The following is a 14525-nucleotide window of genomic DNA, read 5'->3' on the forward strand; positions in this document are numbered from 1 at the left end:
CATGCCAATCCCCGCAGATTATACCAACCGCGTCTATGCCGGCGTTCTCGGCAAGCTGATCGGCGTCTATCTCGGCCGCCCCTTCGAGAACTGGCGCTACAAGGACATTTTGGAGAAGCTCGGTCCGATCACCTACTACGTCCACGACCGGCTCGGCGATCCGCTCGTCGTCACTGACGACGATGTTGCCGGCACCTTCACCTTCCCGCGCGCGCTCGACGATTACGGCATTTCGCCGGATCTGTCGGCCGAAGACATCGGCAAGGCCTGGCTGAACTACATCATCGAAGAGCGCTCGATCCTCTGGTGGGGTGGCACAGGCAATTCGACTGAACACACCGCCTGGCTCAACCTGCAGCGCGGCATCCCGGCTCCGGCATCCGGCTCGATCGAGGTCAACGGCGCGACCGTCGCCGAGCAGATCGGCGCGCAGATCTTCATCGACGGCTGGGCTCTCGTTTCCCCCGGCAATCCGGCGCAGGCCGCCAAGCTGGCGAGTGCTGCCGGTTCCGTCAGCCATGACGGCGAAGCCGTCAACGCCGCCGTGCTCTGGGCGGCGATGGAGGCGGAAGCCTTCGTCAGCAAGGATGTGAACCATCTGCTCGACACTGGCCTTGCCCATATCCCCAAGGACAGCCTGATCGCCAAGCTGATCGGCGATATCCGCAACTGGACCTCCGGCAATGAGGACTGGGAAGCGACGCGCCAGAAGATCGAGGACAATTACGGCTACGACAAATATCCGGGCAACTGCCATGTCGTGCCGAACCACGCGCTGATGATCATGGCGCTGCTGCATGCGCCGCACGATTTCCAGCGCGGCCAGATGATCGTCAACACCTCGGGATGGGATACCGATTGCAACGCCGGCAATCTCGGCTGCCTGCACGGGATCATGCTCGGTCTCGACGGCCTCGATGCCGGGCCGGACTGGCGCGGTCCGGTTGCCGACCGTCTCTACATGTCGACCGCCGACGGCGGCCGCTCGATCTCCGATGCCGCCGATGTCTCTCTGTGGCTTGCCAATCTCGGCCGCAAGCTTGGGGGCGAGGCGGCAAAGCCGGCGCCGAAGAACGGTGCGAAGTTCCACTTCGCGCTACCAGGCTCCGTCCAAGGCTTCCGCCCGCAGGCCGGCCAGACTGCGCTCGAAGGTCTCAAGGTCACCGGCACCGGCTCGGCTCTGGCGATCGACTATCTGGCGCTGGCGCCGGGCCGCGAGGCCGCAGCCACCACGCCGGTCTTCACGCCGCATGAAGTCACCAAGATGCGCACCTACGATCTGGTCGCCAGCCCGCGCATCCACGCCGGTCAGACGCTGCGCGCCACACTTTCGGCGGAAGCCGGAAACAGCGGCACGGTCGAAGCCAAACTCCGCATTCGCCACTATGACGGCAGCGATAATCTCGTCGATATCGACATGCCCGCCGGCAAGCTGCTCGGCCCCGGCGGTTCCGCAACGCTCGAATGGACGGTTCCCTCGACCGGCCACCAGCCGATCGCCGAAATCGGCGTCGTGCTGAGCGCCCCGCAGGGCCGCGCCAACGGCCGTGTGCTGGTCGATACCGTCACTTGGGACGGTTGCCCTGATGTGACCTTCAAGCGGCCGGACGACGGCGGCGATTTCTGGCGCCGCGCCTGGGTCAGCAATGTCCACTTCTTCTCGAAGAACTTCCCGCAGGACTTCCGCATCAGCCAGAACCGCGGCGAAGGCATGATCCTGCAGGGCACGCGCGACTGGACGCACTACGCGATCGAAGCCGACATGATGCTGCATCTCGGCGATCACGGCGGCCTGGTGATCCGCGCCGAAGGCCAGCGCCGCTACTATGCGGCGCTCGTCACCCGCGACGGGCAGCTGCAGATCGTCTGCCGCAAGGACGAAAAGCAGACCGTGCTCGCCTCCGCACCGCTCCAGGTCGAGTTCGAGACACGCTTCACGATGAAGTTCTCGGCCAAGGGCGGCAAGCTCTCGGTGAAGGTCGGCGATACCGTAGTCGAGGCCAATGACCAGACCTTTGCCAGCGGTTCCGCCGGCCTGATCATCCACGAGGGCGCCCTGTCGGCCACGCGCATCCATATCGGCGCGGCATAAGGAGGACTTCATGGCAAGCGTCACGATCGACAAGGTCGCCAAGCGTTTCGGCAGCGCCGAGGTCATCCACGGAATCGACGCGGCGATCGGCGACGGCGAATTCGTCGTCCTCGTCGGGCCGTCGGGCTGCGGCAAGTCCACCCTTTTGCGGATGATCGCCGGGCTGGAGGATATTTCGGGCGGCACGATCTCAATCGGCGGAAAGGTGGTCAACACCCTGCCGCCAAAGAGCCGCGACATCTCGATGGTCTTCCAGAACTATGCGCTCTACCCTCACATGACCGTCGAGGAAAACATGGCCTTCTCGCTGACGCTCGCCGGCGCCAGCAAGTCTGAGAAACAGAAAAAGGTCCGCGAAGCCGCCGAGATTCTCGGTCTCGAAAGCCTGCTGCAGCGCAAGCCGAAGGCGCTTTCCGGCGGCCAGCGCCAGCGTGTCGCCATGGGCCGCTCAATCGTCCGCAATCCGCAGGTTTTCCTGTTCGATGAGCCGCTCTCCAATCTTGACGCCAAGCTGCGCGTCCAGATGCGCGGCGAGATCAAGAGCCTGCACCGGCGTTTGGGAACGACGATGGTCTATGTGACGCATGACCAGGTCGAGGCGATGACGATGGCCGACCGTATCGTCGTCATGCAGGCCGGGCGCATCGAGCAGATAGGCACGCCGCTGGAGCTTTACGACCGGCCGGCCAATGCCTTCGTCGCGCAGTTCATCGGCTCGCCTGCCATGAACCTGTTCCCGGCAATCGTATCCGCCGGACAGCTGGTGCTGCAGGGCGGACAGGCTTCCGGTCTCACCGCGCCGGCCGGCGTGAAAGACGGCCAGAAGCTGCTCATTGGCAAGCGCCCGGAAGAAATCGCTGTTGGTTCCGAGGGCGCGCTGGAAGCAACTGTCGAGAATATCGAGCCGACTGGCTCAGAGAGCTTTATCGAACTGAGGCTTGGCAGCCAGTTGGTCTCGGCGGTTCTGCGCGAGCGGCCATGGTTCGAGGTCGGCTCTTTCCAAAGGATATCTCTGGGTCAGGGCGCGGTACATTTATTCGATGCGGAAGACCGGCGGCAACGTCTTTTTCCCTAAGCTTTGCAATTGAACGTAAGTCAAACGCATCGTTCGGGTTTCTGGAGTGGCCAACTGTCGAGTCGAAAACAAACAAGACTGTGTGCTCAGACAAACGCGGTTAGTCATCTGCGGCGAAAAAAGATGAGTGCTCCTCGGCGAAGGAGCGGTCATTAGTCGTCCGACCCGGCTCGGCCCCTACGGTGCAAGCTCTTTTGCAACTTTGCCTTTCTTTCACGGCAAAGAGCATCGTTCGCGGAACCACGTCGCCCACATTTATAACGTCTGCTTCAAGTAAATATACTAGAGCAGCTTCCTTCGGTTCAGGCAGGCGTCGAACGGGGGGCACCACTATGCGCGGCGCTGGCACCGCTTTTGCCAAATGCTCTCGCACTCCTCGGTGCGGGAGACACTAAGAGTCTGCCTCGTCATAGTGACTGTTCCATTCCCGATCCGGGCCTACAGGATGCAGCGAACGATCCACGGGCCGAATATTCATTTTTAGAAATTGCTCGTTACCGCGAGTAAATGTCTCAGAATGCTTTTTGCCCGAGGCAAGAAGGCCTTTCGCGCGAAGCCACTATTTCATTGGAAGAAACAATCCATTGTGAAATGAGGCGGTTCCCGCTCCCAGGAAGATGGATGATTATCACCGAGACAACATACCCGGTGAGGATCCGAACCATGAACAACAAGCCAATTAATGTAGCTGAAACGCCGCAAAAACTCGCATCATTGACGAGCGCAATTGCGTTGGCAGTAGTTCTCACAGCCACGGTCGCAAACGCTGCCGATGTCAGCGTCCCCACGCCCCAAATGACCTATCGTACGATCGAGATTGACGGGTCGAAGATCGCCTATCGGGAAATCGGCCCGCACGATAAACCAACAATCCTTCTGCTACACGGCGTTCCAAGCTCATCGCGGATGTACGACGATCTGATGAGAAGGCTCGGAAACGAGTATCATCTCGTGGCCCCTGACTATCCAGGGTTTGGCAACAGCGAGGCGCCTTCCCCGCAGGATTATACGTATACGTTCAGTCACTTGGCTGAGACTATCATCAAGCTGACTGATGCGCTCAAGCTCGATCGATATGTGCTCTTCATGCAGGATTACGGTGCTCCGGTCGGGATGCGCGTCGCTACGACGAGACCCCAATCTGTGATCGGTACAATTTTTCAGAATGGCAACGTCTACGAAGAGGGGCTCGGCCCCATGTGGGAAAAGAGAAAGTCATTTTGGAACAACCGCAGCGAACTCCAGGCTGAAGTTGTTAAACAGCACCAGTCGCTCGCGGTGACCCGAGCCCGTCACCTTGGAGCAGATCCTGATATCGAGGCCTATAATCCGGATCTGTGGATGGACGAGTACGCGTATCTCAACAGACCCGGGCAGGACCAGATCCAGTCCGACCTGATTTTCGACTACCAGAACAATATCGCGGCTTACCCGATTTGGCAAAGCTGGTTGCGCGAGCACAAACCATTAACTCTTGTCATGTGGGGAAAGTATGATCCAGCATTTACGGTCGCTGGCGCCAACGCCTTCAAAAAGGATTTACCGGAGGCAGACATTCATATTTTGGATGCGGGTCATTTTGCGATGGACACAAAGCTGGCTGAAGTGGCGAGTTTCACGCGAGCATACATGGCTAGACTTCCCCGATGACGCTAGCCGAGATCGGATCAAAAAGCGGCGCGCATTTGAGATTTCGGCTCCCAAGGATTTGTAGTGAGACAACGCCTGATGAGATCGCTAACTTCCGGCGGTGATACGTCGGCCGCGTCCTTCTTCTGGAAAACCGCTGTCTCTGAGGTCTCGCGGCTACTCTGATCTTGATAAATTGCTGCAACTACAACGAAAGCTGGCGCGTCTCCTGATTACTGCTTCTCACAAGACCTTGAATTGCCGGAACAGAGTATTGCACAAAACAGCGGTGGTCGGCGCGGTTGCTTGGTTTTAAGCTCGTTCCCGATTACGCGCTTTTCGCGCGAATAAAGGCCTAGGTTATGACAGAAAGAGATATTCAATACGCGAGCGATGTCGCCTTCACGCCCTCCGTTAAAGAGATTCAAGTCAGGAAAGGGTCACGACGCGGTTACGAGCGGATGGAAACCGGCGGTTCTTGGCAGACCGAGATAACGGACGATCTTGCCGCTTTCATCGAAAGCAGAACGACCGTCTATCTAGCGACCGTTAACTCTGAGGGTCAGCCGTACGTGCAGCATAGGGGTGGCCCGCCCGGCTTTCTCAAGGTTTTAAACAATACCACGATTGGTTTCGCCGACTTCTCAGGTAACCGTCAGTACATCACCCAGGGAAATCTTATCGACAATCCAAAGGCTTTTCTGTTTTTGATGGACTACACCTACCGCCAGCGTGTCAAGATTTGGGGTGAAGCGAAAGTAATTGAAAACGACGCGGATCTCCAGGCTAGTCTCAAGCCTGCGGATTATAATGCCCGCGTAGAGCAGGCGATAGTTTTCACAGTGACGGCATGGGATGCGAATTGCCCACAACATATCCCTCGAATGATAGATGAGAGCGTCGTCAAACAGGTGCTGTCGGAAAAGGAACAAAAAATACTAGAACTCGAGGAGAAAATCGCGCTGCTCGAGGGACATACTGGTAAATCAGAGTAACTATGATCGCAGCGGCCTGCCGACCGTTGCTGGCCAAGTGCCATCGATGCGTTGTCGTGTAAACTGGCTTTGGAGCGTCTGATGGTGAATTTCTGCTTGTTGAGAATTAGAAATCTGCTCTCGTTCTAGATTGCCTCCGCGCGTTCTATACACAGCCCGCTGATCCCATCCTCATGCGCTACTAAGGAGCACCCACGTAAACATACCGAGTTGATTTGCTCCGCGTAGCGAGACTGACCCTCAACAATCTAAGGAACGAGCCATGAGTGAGTTGAAAATTGCCGTCATTGTCGGAAGTACCCGGATGGGTCGGTTCGCGGAACACCCAGCGAAATGGATTCACCACATCGCGAACCAACGCCCCGATTTGAACGTCGAGATCCTCGATCTGTTGGACTTTCCCATGCACTTTTTCGGTGAAGAGCGCGCGACAACGGCGGAGAATGACACTGCGGAGCGGTGGAAGAAAGCCTTGCGCGAATTTGACGGCTTCGTTTTCACCGTAGCAGAATATAACCACGCGCCGACGGCTGTGCTCAAGAATGCAATTGACCTTGGCGAGTTCATTCATAAGCCCGTTGCTTTCGTCGGCTACGGGGGCGTTGGCGGAGCTCGCGCCGTTGAGCAACTCCGGTTGATCTTCGTTGAGATGAGTGCTGTCTCTGTCAAGACTGGTGTTCATATATCCTTCCCCGAATACCTATCGGTGGTGAAAGACGGCAAAACCCTAGGTGATTACGCTCATTTGGATGAGGCCGCACAAAATCTCCTCGATCAGCTTACCTGGTGGGGACGCGCCCTTAAGGCTGCCAGGGTGTCCGCGCAGACCTTGCACTCTGCCTAAATGCAGACCGACGCGTAAAAAATTGCAAGTGAGAGTGCTTAACCAAAGCTGGGAGCGGAGCGAAGCGTTGCGCCTCCAGCGATCTGCCGCATCACACTACCATGGAAATTTGGAGGGACCTCAATGACCACAGATTGGCCGCCACTATCACCTTATCAAACTGGCATAAGGGGGCTATGCCCCCGTTGTGGACGAGGCCACTTGTTCAAGGGTTTCCTAACTCTGAAACCCAGTTGTGAGGTTTGCGGTCTGGACTACACGTTTGCCGATCCGGCGGACGGCCCAGCTTTTTTTGCGATCTGTTTTACCAGCGTGCCAGCTGTCGGAATAGCATGTTGGTTAGAAGTTGCCTACCAGCCGCCGTTGTGGGTCCACCTCTTCACCTCTCTACCGCTCGTTATACTGGCATCAATCTTACCACTCAGGCCGTTGAAAGGTTGGCTGGTGAACAGTCAATATTTTTTCAAAGCTGAGGAAGGAAAAATTGACCGCGGCACCCAAGGATAATCTGACTCAAAAATCAAAGCGGCGGTCGACCGCTGATAGTTATTTATTTAGCTGCAGCGCGGCTTGAGAGGGCGGTCCGCCGAGCATGTGAGATCGTTGGATCCGATGATAGATAGCTCAAATCGTCGCGCTCCGTTCCTGGACGCCGCACAGTGGACAAGGTCAGGCTAGACGTACGAGAGGATCAGGCTCCCTCTGTTTATGCAGTCTGACACTCGCAATCATTACATTCATCAAGCGAAACAATGTCTTCTTTGGCGCAAGGCTTCAAAGTCTTGTTTGCGGGCCGCATTATGTTGGCTACCAAAGCGAGAGGCTGCCAAAATGTACGAAGACATCATTATTGCGCGTTGGCTTGAAGAAGCCATGACATCCAACAGGCGCTCGCCGAGCGGCTTCGACGGAGCGAGACCTTATGAACTGGAGAAACATGAAGCGCCTGCTATCTCCCAGCTTGGAGCCGAGAGGTACGGCTACTTGCGCGACTATTATGAGCAAATGCTAGCACGCCCAATTTGACGAATACTCGCGCGATCCTTCATGAAAACTAGATTAAAGGAAAGTCTCAAATGAAAACCGTTTCATACACACTTGAAGTAAATCCTGAAGGCGTTGAGCCGGTGCTCACGGCAGCGCAAGTTTGGAAGGGTCTCGAGATGAAGGCGAACAACGCACTTCCGTTTGTGCCCGGGATGTCACGTTGCAACGTCATCAGTCGGTCGGATAATGGCCTGTTGCGTCAGATCAGTCTGCCGACTGGCGATTATGAAGAGCGGATAACCTTTTTCCCACCCGTTCAAGTTCAATTCGAAAGGGTCGGAAGTGATGGCTTCATTCAAAACACGATCAGCGAAAGCGAAAAGGGGCTTTGGCTCACTTTCACTTTCAGCGTCCCGTTTGCGGGAGCTGTTGAAGGTTCTGATGAAGAACGCGTTCAGGTGAACGAGATGCGTAGCAACTACATCGCCGCAGTCGTGTCGACGTTGAAGAAAGTCCGTGAGCTTGTGAGTGGTGGTGAGCTTTAAAGTCGAACGAGTTCTCACTCGCCTTCATTGCTGGCTACGCTATTAGGCAAATACAATATTCAGGGCTTAAGAACACTTATTTTCGTGATGTCCCATCTTCTCAAGCCCTGTTCAAGACTGCTGCTAAATGAAGATGTTTTATATATTTCGTGAACGGCCGTCTCCCCGCCGCTCAACTGCGGTCCTCGCCGCAGGCGCCTGCCCATCGCAGGCTTTGCTGCCTTCGGTACCGCCACCGAAGGCAGCTTTTTTTCAAATCGTTGTGAAGCTTCGATTTCCAGTACAGGCGTTCTGGAGAGGAACTTTCACCCGCGTGAAGGGGTCATCAGCCCATTTTAGGCGACTACATTGCTCAACGTATGCCTAGCAAGGATGGCAAATACATCCTGTGAAATGGTCTTGGTCGTTGGCATGAGGATATGAACCCAGGAGTCACCTGAAGCTGCAAGCGCACTCAATTTCGACATTTCAGTTTGGTTGAAAGTGCCTCAAGGCTCCTTCGCGTCGTTCTCACGCCAGGAAATGACGGACAGTGCTGTCGCCTGCCATTCGGCGCCAGCGGCATCATCTCGACTGGAGCTCCGCAGCGGAGCAGTCGACTGCGGATGACCAAGGAATGCAGACGATGTCTGATCCGAGCGCTCTTCAACGGGCAAACCCTTCGCTAGCGTCCGCTGAGATGAGCTCCAATTCCGTGAGATGCGGAGCTAAATTCGGGTGTGCGAATGCAGAAATTAGCGAAAATAGGACCGTGGTCAGATAATCTGCTCAAGGGATCGCGGCGTTCGGAAGTGTCGAGTCGCGTGTGCGACCAATCGTACAAGCGATACAACCGAAGTATTTCCGCCGCGGACCGGTTTGCCATTGATACCCAGCGCGGCTTAGCCAAGATCCACCACCGCGAATATCTGCACAAGTCATCGTGACGGGCTCCACTTGGAGATCGTCACAGGCGCCCCCTTGTAGGCCGGAGTTCCTGACTTCGGGTCGAAATCCGATAGCGCCATTACCTTGTTAAATTCTGGATAATATCCTGCAACCGATCCTTGTGGAATGTTATATTCAACCGCTATGAAACCGGTCAGAAGACGTGAGTTCAAAGGTTGATCGATGTCCATTCCAGCGACCTGAACTTGCTCCCCTTCGGCGATGCCGCGCAGATCCATATCGGCTTTGTTCATAAGGATCACGTCCCGTCTGCCAAAAATGCCCCGATAACGGTCATCCATATTATAGATGGTCGTGTTGTACTGACCGTGCGCGCGGATGGTCGTAAGAACAAGGCACTCGGGGTCGACTAATCGCGGATCGTCTTCAAGCCCAGCCGCAACCAAAAAATTGGCTTTCCGGTTTGGCGTATGCCACTCACGCCTTGATGCGGGGATATCCAGACGGAAACCGCCTGGCTTGCGAACTCTGACATTGAAGTCGAAGAATTCAGGAAAGACGATCTCGATCTTGTCTCGGATGCGGTCATAGTCTTCCACCATCTCGTCCCATGGTATCTCGTAGCGTTCCCCAATTGTGGCTTTGGCAATCCTGGCTATGATCGCTGGCTCTGACAGAAGTTGGTCGCTCGGAGGTTTGAGGAAACCCTTCGAAGCGTGAACCATCGACATCGAGTCCTCGACTGTCACGGATTGTAGACCGGTACCTTGCTCATCTTGGTCGGTTCTGCCGAGAACAGGCAGCAAGATCGATGTTTCCGCCGTCAGCAGATGAGATCGATTGGGCTTTGTAGCAATATGAACGGCCAGTTCAAGTTGCCGCATGCCCTCGAACACAGCATCGGGATCCGGCATAGCGACAGCAAAATTTCCTCCGAGACAAATCAGTGCTTTGGATTGTCCTGATATAATCGCTTTCACGCTGTCGACAGCGTTATGACCTTTCTCCGCCGGGGGTCTGAAGCCAAACGCTCTCTCGATACCGTCCAGAAGTGCGGCGCTCGGCATTTCTGTAATCCCGACAGTTCGATCCCCCTGTACGTTGGAGTGCCCGCGCAATGGGCATAGGCCGGCGCCCGGCTTTCCGATATTTCCGCGAAGCATGAGAAGGTTCGCCAGTTGCTGGACGATTTCGGTTCCAGCAAAGTGCTGTGTCACACCCATCCCATAGCAAATAATGACCCGATGGGCCTTTACATATGTGTTCAGGGCGCTCTCGAAATCCTCACGTCCCAGGCCAGAAGTCCGGTAAATCTGGTCCCATCTTGTTCCCTCAACGTCGGTCTTGATTTCATCAAGTCCAAAGGTGTGTTCATCGATGAATTCGCGGTCGAGAAGGCCGGCCCCACCATCCTCTATCTCCAGTAAATCCCGCTCAAAAAGCAGTTTCATAAGTCCTTTCAATAGCGCAATGTCTCCTTCCGTTTTGATTTGGTAGTAGGAGGATGCAATAGGTGTCGAGGAAAGAGTAAGCATCTCGACAGGATTTTGCGGAGCCGCAAAACGTTCCAGCGCGCGCTCACGCAGCGGATTGAATACCATGATCGGGACCCCTCGTTTCGAGGCATCGTGCAACGTGGTCATCATTCTCGGGTGATTGGTTCCGGGGTTGTGACCGATGCTGATGATCAAGTCACATTTGTCAAAATCAACCAATTCCACAGTACCCTTGCCGACTCCGATCGACTGGGGAAGCCCGACCGACGTCGCCTCGTGACACATGTTAGAGCAATCGGGAAAATTGTTCGTACCAAAGGCGCGAACAAACAACTGGTAGAGGAACGCGGCCTCGTTTGAGGCGCGGCCAGACGTGTAAAACTCGGCCTGATTTGGATGTGACAACTCGCGCAACCGTTGCCCGATCGTATCAAATGCCTGCTGCCAAGATATCGCTTTGAAACGATCACTTGCTGAATCATATACCATGGGTGAAGTAAGGCGCCCGGAATCTTCTATGCGATGGTCGTCCCAAGCCCACATTTCGGATACGGTGTGGTGCGAGAAGAACTCGGGATCCGCCCTTTTTCGGGTGGCCTCCCATGTGATCGCCTTCGCTCCGTTTTCGCAGAACTCGAATGCGGACGTATGGTCGGGGTCTGGCCACGCGCAGCCCGGACAATCAAACCCGTCCGGCTGATTTGCTTTGAGTAACGCGTTAACGCCGGTCAAGGAGAGTTGCTGTTCTTTAAGGGTCCTGGCAACTGCTTTTAGAGCACCCCACCCTCCCGCTGGCGCGCGGTAGTCTTCGATACCCTCTAGCTTGTCTTCCGTCATGCCAGCCTCCGATCGGTTACACAAAAGAGATGTGAGCGGTATTTTTCGTCGATGTCTTGATCATCACGGTTACGATTTGTACGGGAGCAAACGTAGCTTATTGAAAGGGCGAGCCTCCCAGACCGTTATGACCGCTTGCGACATCAGTGATGCCAGTCTCATCCAAACTCTGTTCCGATTTCAGCAACTATGAGTTCCGGCCATTGCCGCTAGTGGATGGGCCGTTCGAATGACACCTTTAGAGCAGTCGAGTGATCAACACCGACATCAACAATCAAAAGGATATGACAATGTCATACGATCGGATTACAGCCCAGAACTCCGCGGTTCTCTTCGTCGATCACCAGACAGGCCTGGCCAACGGCGTGCAGACCCAAAGCCCGCCGGAGTTCAACAACAACGTCAAAGCATTTGCCACTCTTGCTAAGGTTTACAAACTGCCGGCAATCATCACGACCAGTGCTTCTGATGGTCCAAACGGTCCTATCATGCCGATTGTGACAAACCTTCTTCCAGACGCGACCATCGTTCACCGCCCTGGCGAAATCAACGCCTGGGATAACAAGGAATTTGTTGCTGCAGTTAAGAACACCGGGCGAAAGAAGCTGCTGATCGCTGGCATTTCGACAGAGGTTTGCCTCGCTTTCGCGGCACTATCAGCCAAGGAAGATGGATATGACGTCTATGCCGTCATCGATGCCTCTGGAACCTGGAACAAGATCGTTGAGGACGCCGCCATTGCTCGTATGGTACAAGTCGGCATCAAGCCCATCACTTGGGTAGCAGTAGGCGCTGAACTTCTCGGCGACTGGCGTTCGGAGCATGGTCAGGAGCATGCGCAACTGATGGGCGATCACCTCCCCTTCTCTGCCAACAACATCTCTGGCTACCTAGCGGCCAAGGGACAGTGAGGGCGACGGCCGGGGGCGCTGTCTGGGGGCTCTTTAATTGCCCGCAGCTGCGCCCTCTGCCGCATCAACATATACACATCCGGATATGAGAAAAGGATTTTTGGCTTACCAGCTCAGCCGGTAGCTTTAGAGCAATATCGGGGACTACGAAGGTATTCAAAATGGAAGTTGGAATTTTCAGCGTTGGTGAAGTTACCGGCGATCCTTCGACGGGTAAGGCACAGACAGAGCACGAAAAACTCCAGGCTATGGTGAAGATCGCTGTCCATGCCGACGAGGCTGGACTAGACGTATTCGCGATTGGCGAACACCATAATCCACCCTTCGTACCGAGTTCCCCTACCACCATCCTGGGTTATATTGCAGGTCAGACAAAACAAATCACACTGTCAACGTCGACAACGCTAATTACGACCAATGACCCTGTCAAATTGGCAGAGGATTTTGCAACGCTGCAACAGCTTTCAGCGGGCCGTGTCGACTTGATGCTGGGACGCGGGAACACGCCCGCCGTATATTCTTGGTTTGGAAAAAACGTCGAAGACGGTGTAGCCCTGACCGTTGAAAATTACGGACTCCTGCACAGGCTCTGGCGTGAGGACCGTGTGGATTGGGAGGGCAAGTTCCGCACCCCTTTGCGTGCGTTCACGTCCACACCTCGGCCGTTTGAATCAAAGCCCCCGCTTGTGTGGCATGGCTCCGTATCGAACCCCGATGTCGCCGAAATCGCGGCGTATTACGGCGATGGATTTTTTACCAACAATCTCTTCGGGCCGGTCGAACATTTCGGTCGACTTGTGAAACTGTATCGCGAGCGCTTCGTCCACTACGGGCACGGGAAGGCCGAAGAAGCAATCGTCGGCGCTGGAGGGCAAATCTTTATGCACCCCAACTCTCAGGAGGCTTTGGCGCAATACCGGCCTTTTTTTGCCAACTCCAGGATTTATCGGGGTGCCGGGCTCGAGCAGGTCATGAACAATACCTCACTCGCCGTCGGAAGTCCCCAGCAAGTGATCGACAAAGTCCTGACGTTCAGAGACCATTTCGGTCGTTACCGCCGCCAGCTCTTCACGCTCGAAATGGGCGGCGTTCCGCTCAAAACCGTCCTTGAACAAATTGATTTGCTGGCCGAGCGAGTTGCGCCGGTGCTTCGCAGAGAGATGTCCGCGACACAGCCCGTCTGAGGCTGTATCTCGCTCACTGCAATAGATATCTTCTCGACATGGCAGGCTTTATCGCCTCTTCATACAGACCCTGAGGGCGCGCTGGTTCCTGCACCCCCGGGCTAGAAGCTATTGCGCCGTCCCGGCTTTACGAGACCGTCCCTGCGGCGCTTCGAGCTGACGTCCAAAATGCGGTGGTAGCTTACAATACCCTAAACATTTCCACGTTTAATCATTTATTGGCGAGGGCACGGCGCTTGTAGGTCTCGGCAGATCGTGGCTTTGCAGCACCAGAGAGCGGAAGCACTCGCGGCTTTCTTTCGGCATGTGTTGTTGTCACACAGCCCTCAAACGATAAAAACTGCGGCGCCGCAAGCGTCGTGTGAAACATCTAGAACTGCAAGAACAGGCGGTTCTTGGCATGAGGTCGCCAAGAACGCTCATTCGATGGCTGTAGGCTTTGTGTCGCCGGATCCTGCAAGTACACATCTTAGTGCCAAAGCGCACCTGCCGAACTGTTGCAGCGGGCGGAAGAAAGCATTTGCGATTTGGGAGCTTAATTAACACTCCAGATACACTATTCTTATGGATGACGCTCGGCGAAGAACTCGCTGTCACCCGTGAGAAGTCACCTTTGACACTGGGTCCTAGCACGAGCGGAGAACATAACCATGAAGAATTAAACTCGGAGACCTCCCGTGACGAAGAACCCATTGACACCGATCATGCGTATACACATCCGACTGGCGACAGAAGCCAGGGAAGCATCAATCGACGAAAGTCTAATCGCGGAGGCGCGCGAACTCGGACTAACCGGCGCCGAGATTGACGCGGCGATGCGTGGAGCAAGTTTCAATGCTGTGACAGATGTCGCCGTCAAATATGCCCTTGCTGTCCGCGAGGGGAATGACGTCGCGGCAGACGCTGCAAAGAAGAAGCTGATTGCTTTTACTACAACGGATTTCAGCCGGCAGATCAAGGAAATGCTGTCCGCGCCGATTTAACAGCCCATATGACGGCTATGTCAACACCATTGGTCGTTCCGATCCGGTGATGCTATTTG

At 55.3% G+C, this 14525-nt stretch carries 12 protein-coding genes; 11 read left to right on the forward strand and 1 reads right to left on the reverse strand.

Going from position 1 to position 14525, the window contains the following annotated elements; all coding sequences use genetic code 11:
- Position 1 precedes the first annotated feature (1 nt).
- From AT6N2_RS18015 to AT6N2_RS18050, 8 genes are all read left to right on the forward strand, one after another.
- The gene (locus AT6N2_RS18015) at positions 2 to 2092 is read left to right on the forward strand and encodes an ADP-ribosylglycohydrolase family protein (protein WP_209090550.1); all 2091 of its coding nucleotides are present in this window, start codon (positions 2 to 4) and stop codon (positions 2090 to 2092) included.
- 10 nt (positions 2093 to 2102) lie between these two features.
- On the forward strand, positions 2103 to 3167 hold the full coding sequence (locus AT6N2_RS18020; RefSeq protein ID WP_209090551.1) for an ABC transporter ATP-binding protein: 1065 nt from the start codon (positions 2103 to 2105) through the stop codon (positions 3165 to 3167).
- Positions 3168 to 3830: 663 nt separating this feature from the next.
- The gene (locus AT6N2_RS18025; RefSeq protein ID WP_209090552.1) at positions 3831 to 4817 is read left to right on the forward strand and encodes an alpha/beta fold hydrolase; all 987 of its coding nucleotides are present in this window, start codon (positions 3831 to 3833) and stop codon (positions 4815 to 4817) included.
- Positions 4818 to 5158: 341 nt separating this feature from the next.
- On the forward strand, positions 5159 to 5791 hold the full coding sequence (locus AT6N2_RS18030) for a pyridoxamine 5'-phosphate oxidase family protein (protein ID WP_209090553.1): 633 nt from the start codon (positions 5159 to 5161) through the stop codon (positions 5789 to 5791).
- 262 nt (positions 5792 to 6053) lie between these two features.
- Positions 6054 to 6635, forward strand: coding sequence for an NADPH-dependent FMN reductase (locus AT6N2_RS18035; RefSeq protein ID WP_209090554.1), 582 nt, complete (start codon positions 6054 to 6056; stop codon positions 6633 to 6635).
- 123 nt (positions 6636 to 6758) lie between these two features.
- On the forward strand, positions 6759 to 7142 hold the full coding sequence (locus tag AT6N2_RS18040; protein WP_209090555.1) for a DUF983 domain-containing protein: 384 nt from the start codon (positions 6759 to 6761) through the stop codon (positions 7140 to 7142).
- A gap of 324 nt (positions 7143 to 7466) precedes the next feature.
- Positions 7467 to 7661 (forward strand): hypothetical protein, encoded by a 195-nt coding sequence (locus tag AT6N2_RS18045; protein ID WP_209090557.1) that lies wholly within the window; start codon positions 7467 to 7469, stop codon positions 7659 to 7661.
- Between the two features lie 50 nt (positions 7662 to 7711).
- The gene (locus AT6N2_RS18050) at positions 7712 to 8167 is read left to right on the forward strand and encodes an SRPBCC family protein (RefSeq protein WP_209090559.1); all 456 of its coding nucleotides are present in this window, start codon (positions 7712 to 7714) and stop codon (positions 8165 to 8167) included.
- 917 nt (positions 8168 to 9084) lie between these two features.
- On the opposite strand, the gene AT6N2_RS18055 is transcribed toward AT6N2_RS18050, so the two are convergent.
- Positions 9085 to 11388 (reverse strand): FdhF/YdeP family oxidoreductase, encoded by a 2304-nt coding sequence (locus tag AT6N2_RS18055; protein WP_209090561.1) that lies wholly within the window; start codon positions 11386 to 11388, stop codon positions 9085 to 9087.
- A 251-nt stretch (positions 11389 to 11639) separates the two neighbouring features.
- On the opposite strand from AT6N2_RS18055, the gene AT6N2_RS18060 reads away from it, so the two are divergent.
- The 3 genes from AT6N2_RS18060 (at position 11640) to AT6N2_RS18070 (ending at position 14466) form a co-directional block, all read left to right on the forward strand.
- Positions 11640 to 12299, forward strand: coding sequence for an isochorismatase family protein (locus AT6N2_RS18060; RefSeq protein WP_233282531.1), 660 nt, complete (start codon positions 11640 to 11642; stop codon positions 12297 to 12299).
- Positions 12300 to 12460: 161 nt separating this feature from the next.
- Complete coding sequence (locus AT6N2_RS18065; protein WP_209090563.1) at positions 12461 to 13483, forward strand: CE1758 family FMN-dependent luciferase-like monooxygenase; 1023 nt, start codon at positions 12461 to 12463, stop codon at positions 13481 to 13483.
- A 677-nt stretch (positions 13484 to 14160) separates the two neighbouring features.
- Complete coding sequence (locus tag AT6N2_RS18070; protein WP_076845957.1) at positions 14161 to 14466, forward strand: hypothetical protein; 306 nt, start codon at positions 14161 to 14163, stop codon at positions 14464 to 14466.
- Positions 14467 to 14525 lie beyond the last annotated feature (59 nt).

The sequence above is a fragment of the Agrobacterium tumefaciens genome, assembly GCF_017726655.1.
Taxonomy (GTDB): domain Bacteria; phylum Pseudomonadota; class Alphaproteobacteria; order Rhizobiales; family Rhizobiaceae; genus Agrobacterium; species Agrobacterium tumefaciens_B.

Bases quoted from the DNA above. Each gene is read 5' to 3' on its own strand.
- AT6N2_RS18030 (WP_209090553.1), top strand. From the start codon at position 5,159: ATGACAGAAAGAGATATTCAATACGCGAGCGATGTCGCCTTCACGCCC.
- AT6N2_RS18045 (WP_209090557.1), top strand. From the start codon at position 7,467: ATGTACGAAGACATCATTATTGCGCGTTGGCTTGAAGAAGCCATGACA.
- AT6N2_RS18065 (WP_209090563.1), top strand. From the start codon at position 12,461: ATGGAAGTTGGAATTTTCAGCGTTGGTGAAGTTACCGGCGATCCTTCG.
- AT6N2_RS18055 (WP_209090561.1), bottom strand. From the start codon at position 11,388: ATGACGGAAGACAAGCTAGAGGGTATCGAAGACTACCGCGCGCCAGCG.
- AT6N2_RS18020 (WP_209090551.1), top strand. From the start codon at position 2,103: ATGGCAAGCGTCACGATCGACAAGGTCGCCAAGCGTTTCGGCAGCGCC.
- AT6N2_RS18025 (WP_209090552.1), top strand. From the start codon at position 3,831: ATGAACAACAAGCCAATTAATGTAGCTGAAACGCCGCAAAAACTCGCA.
- AT6N2_RS18040 (WP_209090555.1), top strand. From the start codon at position 6,759: ATGACCACAGATTGGCCGCCACTATCACCTTATCAAACTGGCATAAGG.
- AT6N2_RS18035 (WP_209090554.1), top strand. From the start codon at position 6,054: ATGAGTGAGTTGAAAATTGCCGTCATTGTCGGAAGTACCCGGATGGGT.
- AT6N2_RS18015 (WP_209090550.1), top strand. From the start codon at position 2: ATGCCAATCCCCGCAGATTATACCAACCGCGTCTATGCCGGCGTTCTC.
- AT6N2_RS18050 (WP_209090559.1), top strand. From the start codon at position 7,712: ATGAAAACCGTTTCATACACACTTGAAGTAAATCCTGAAGGCGTTGAG.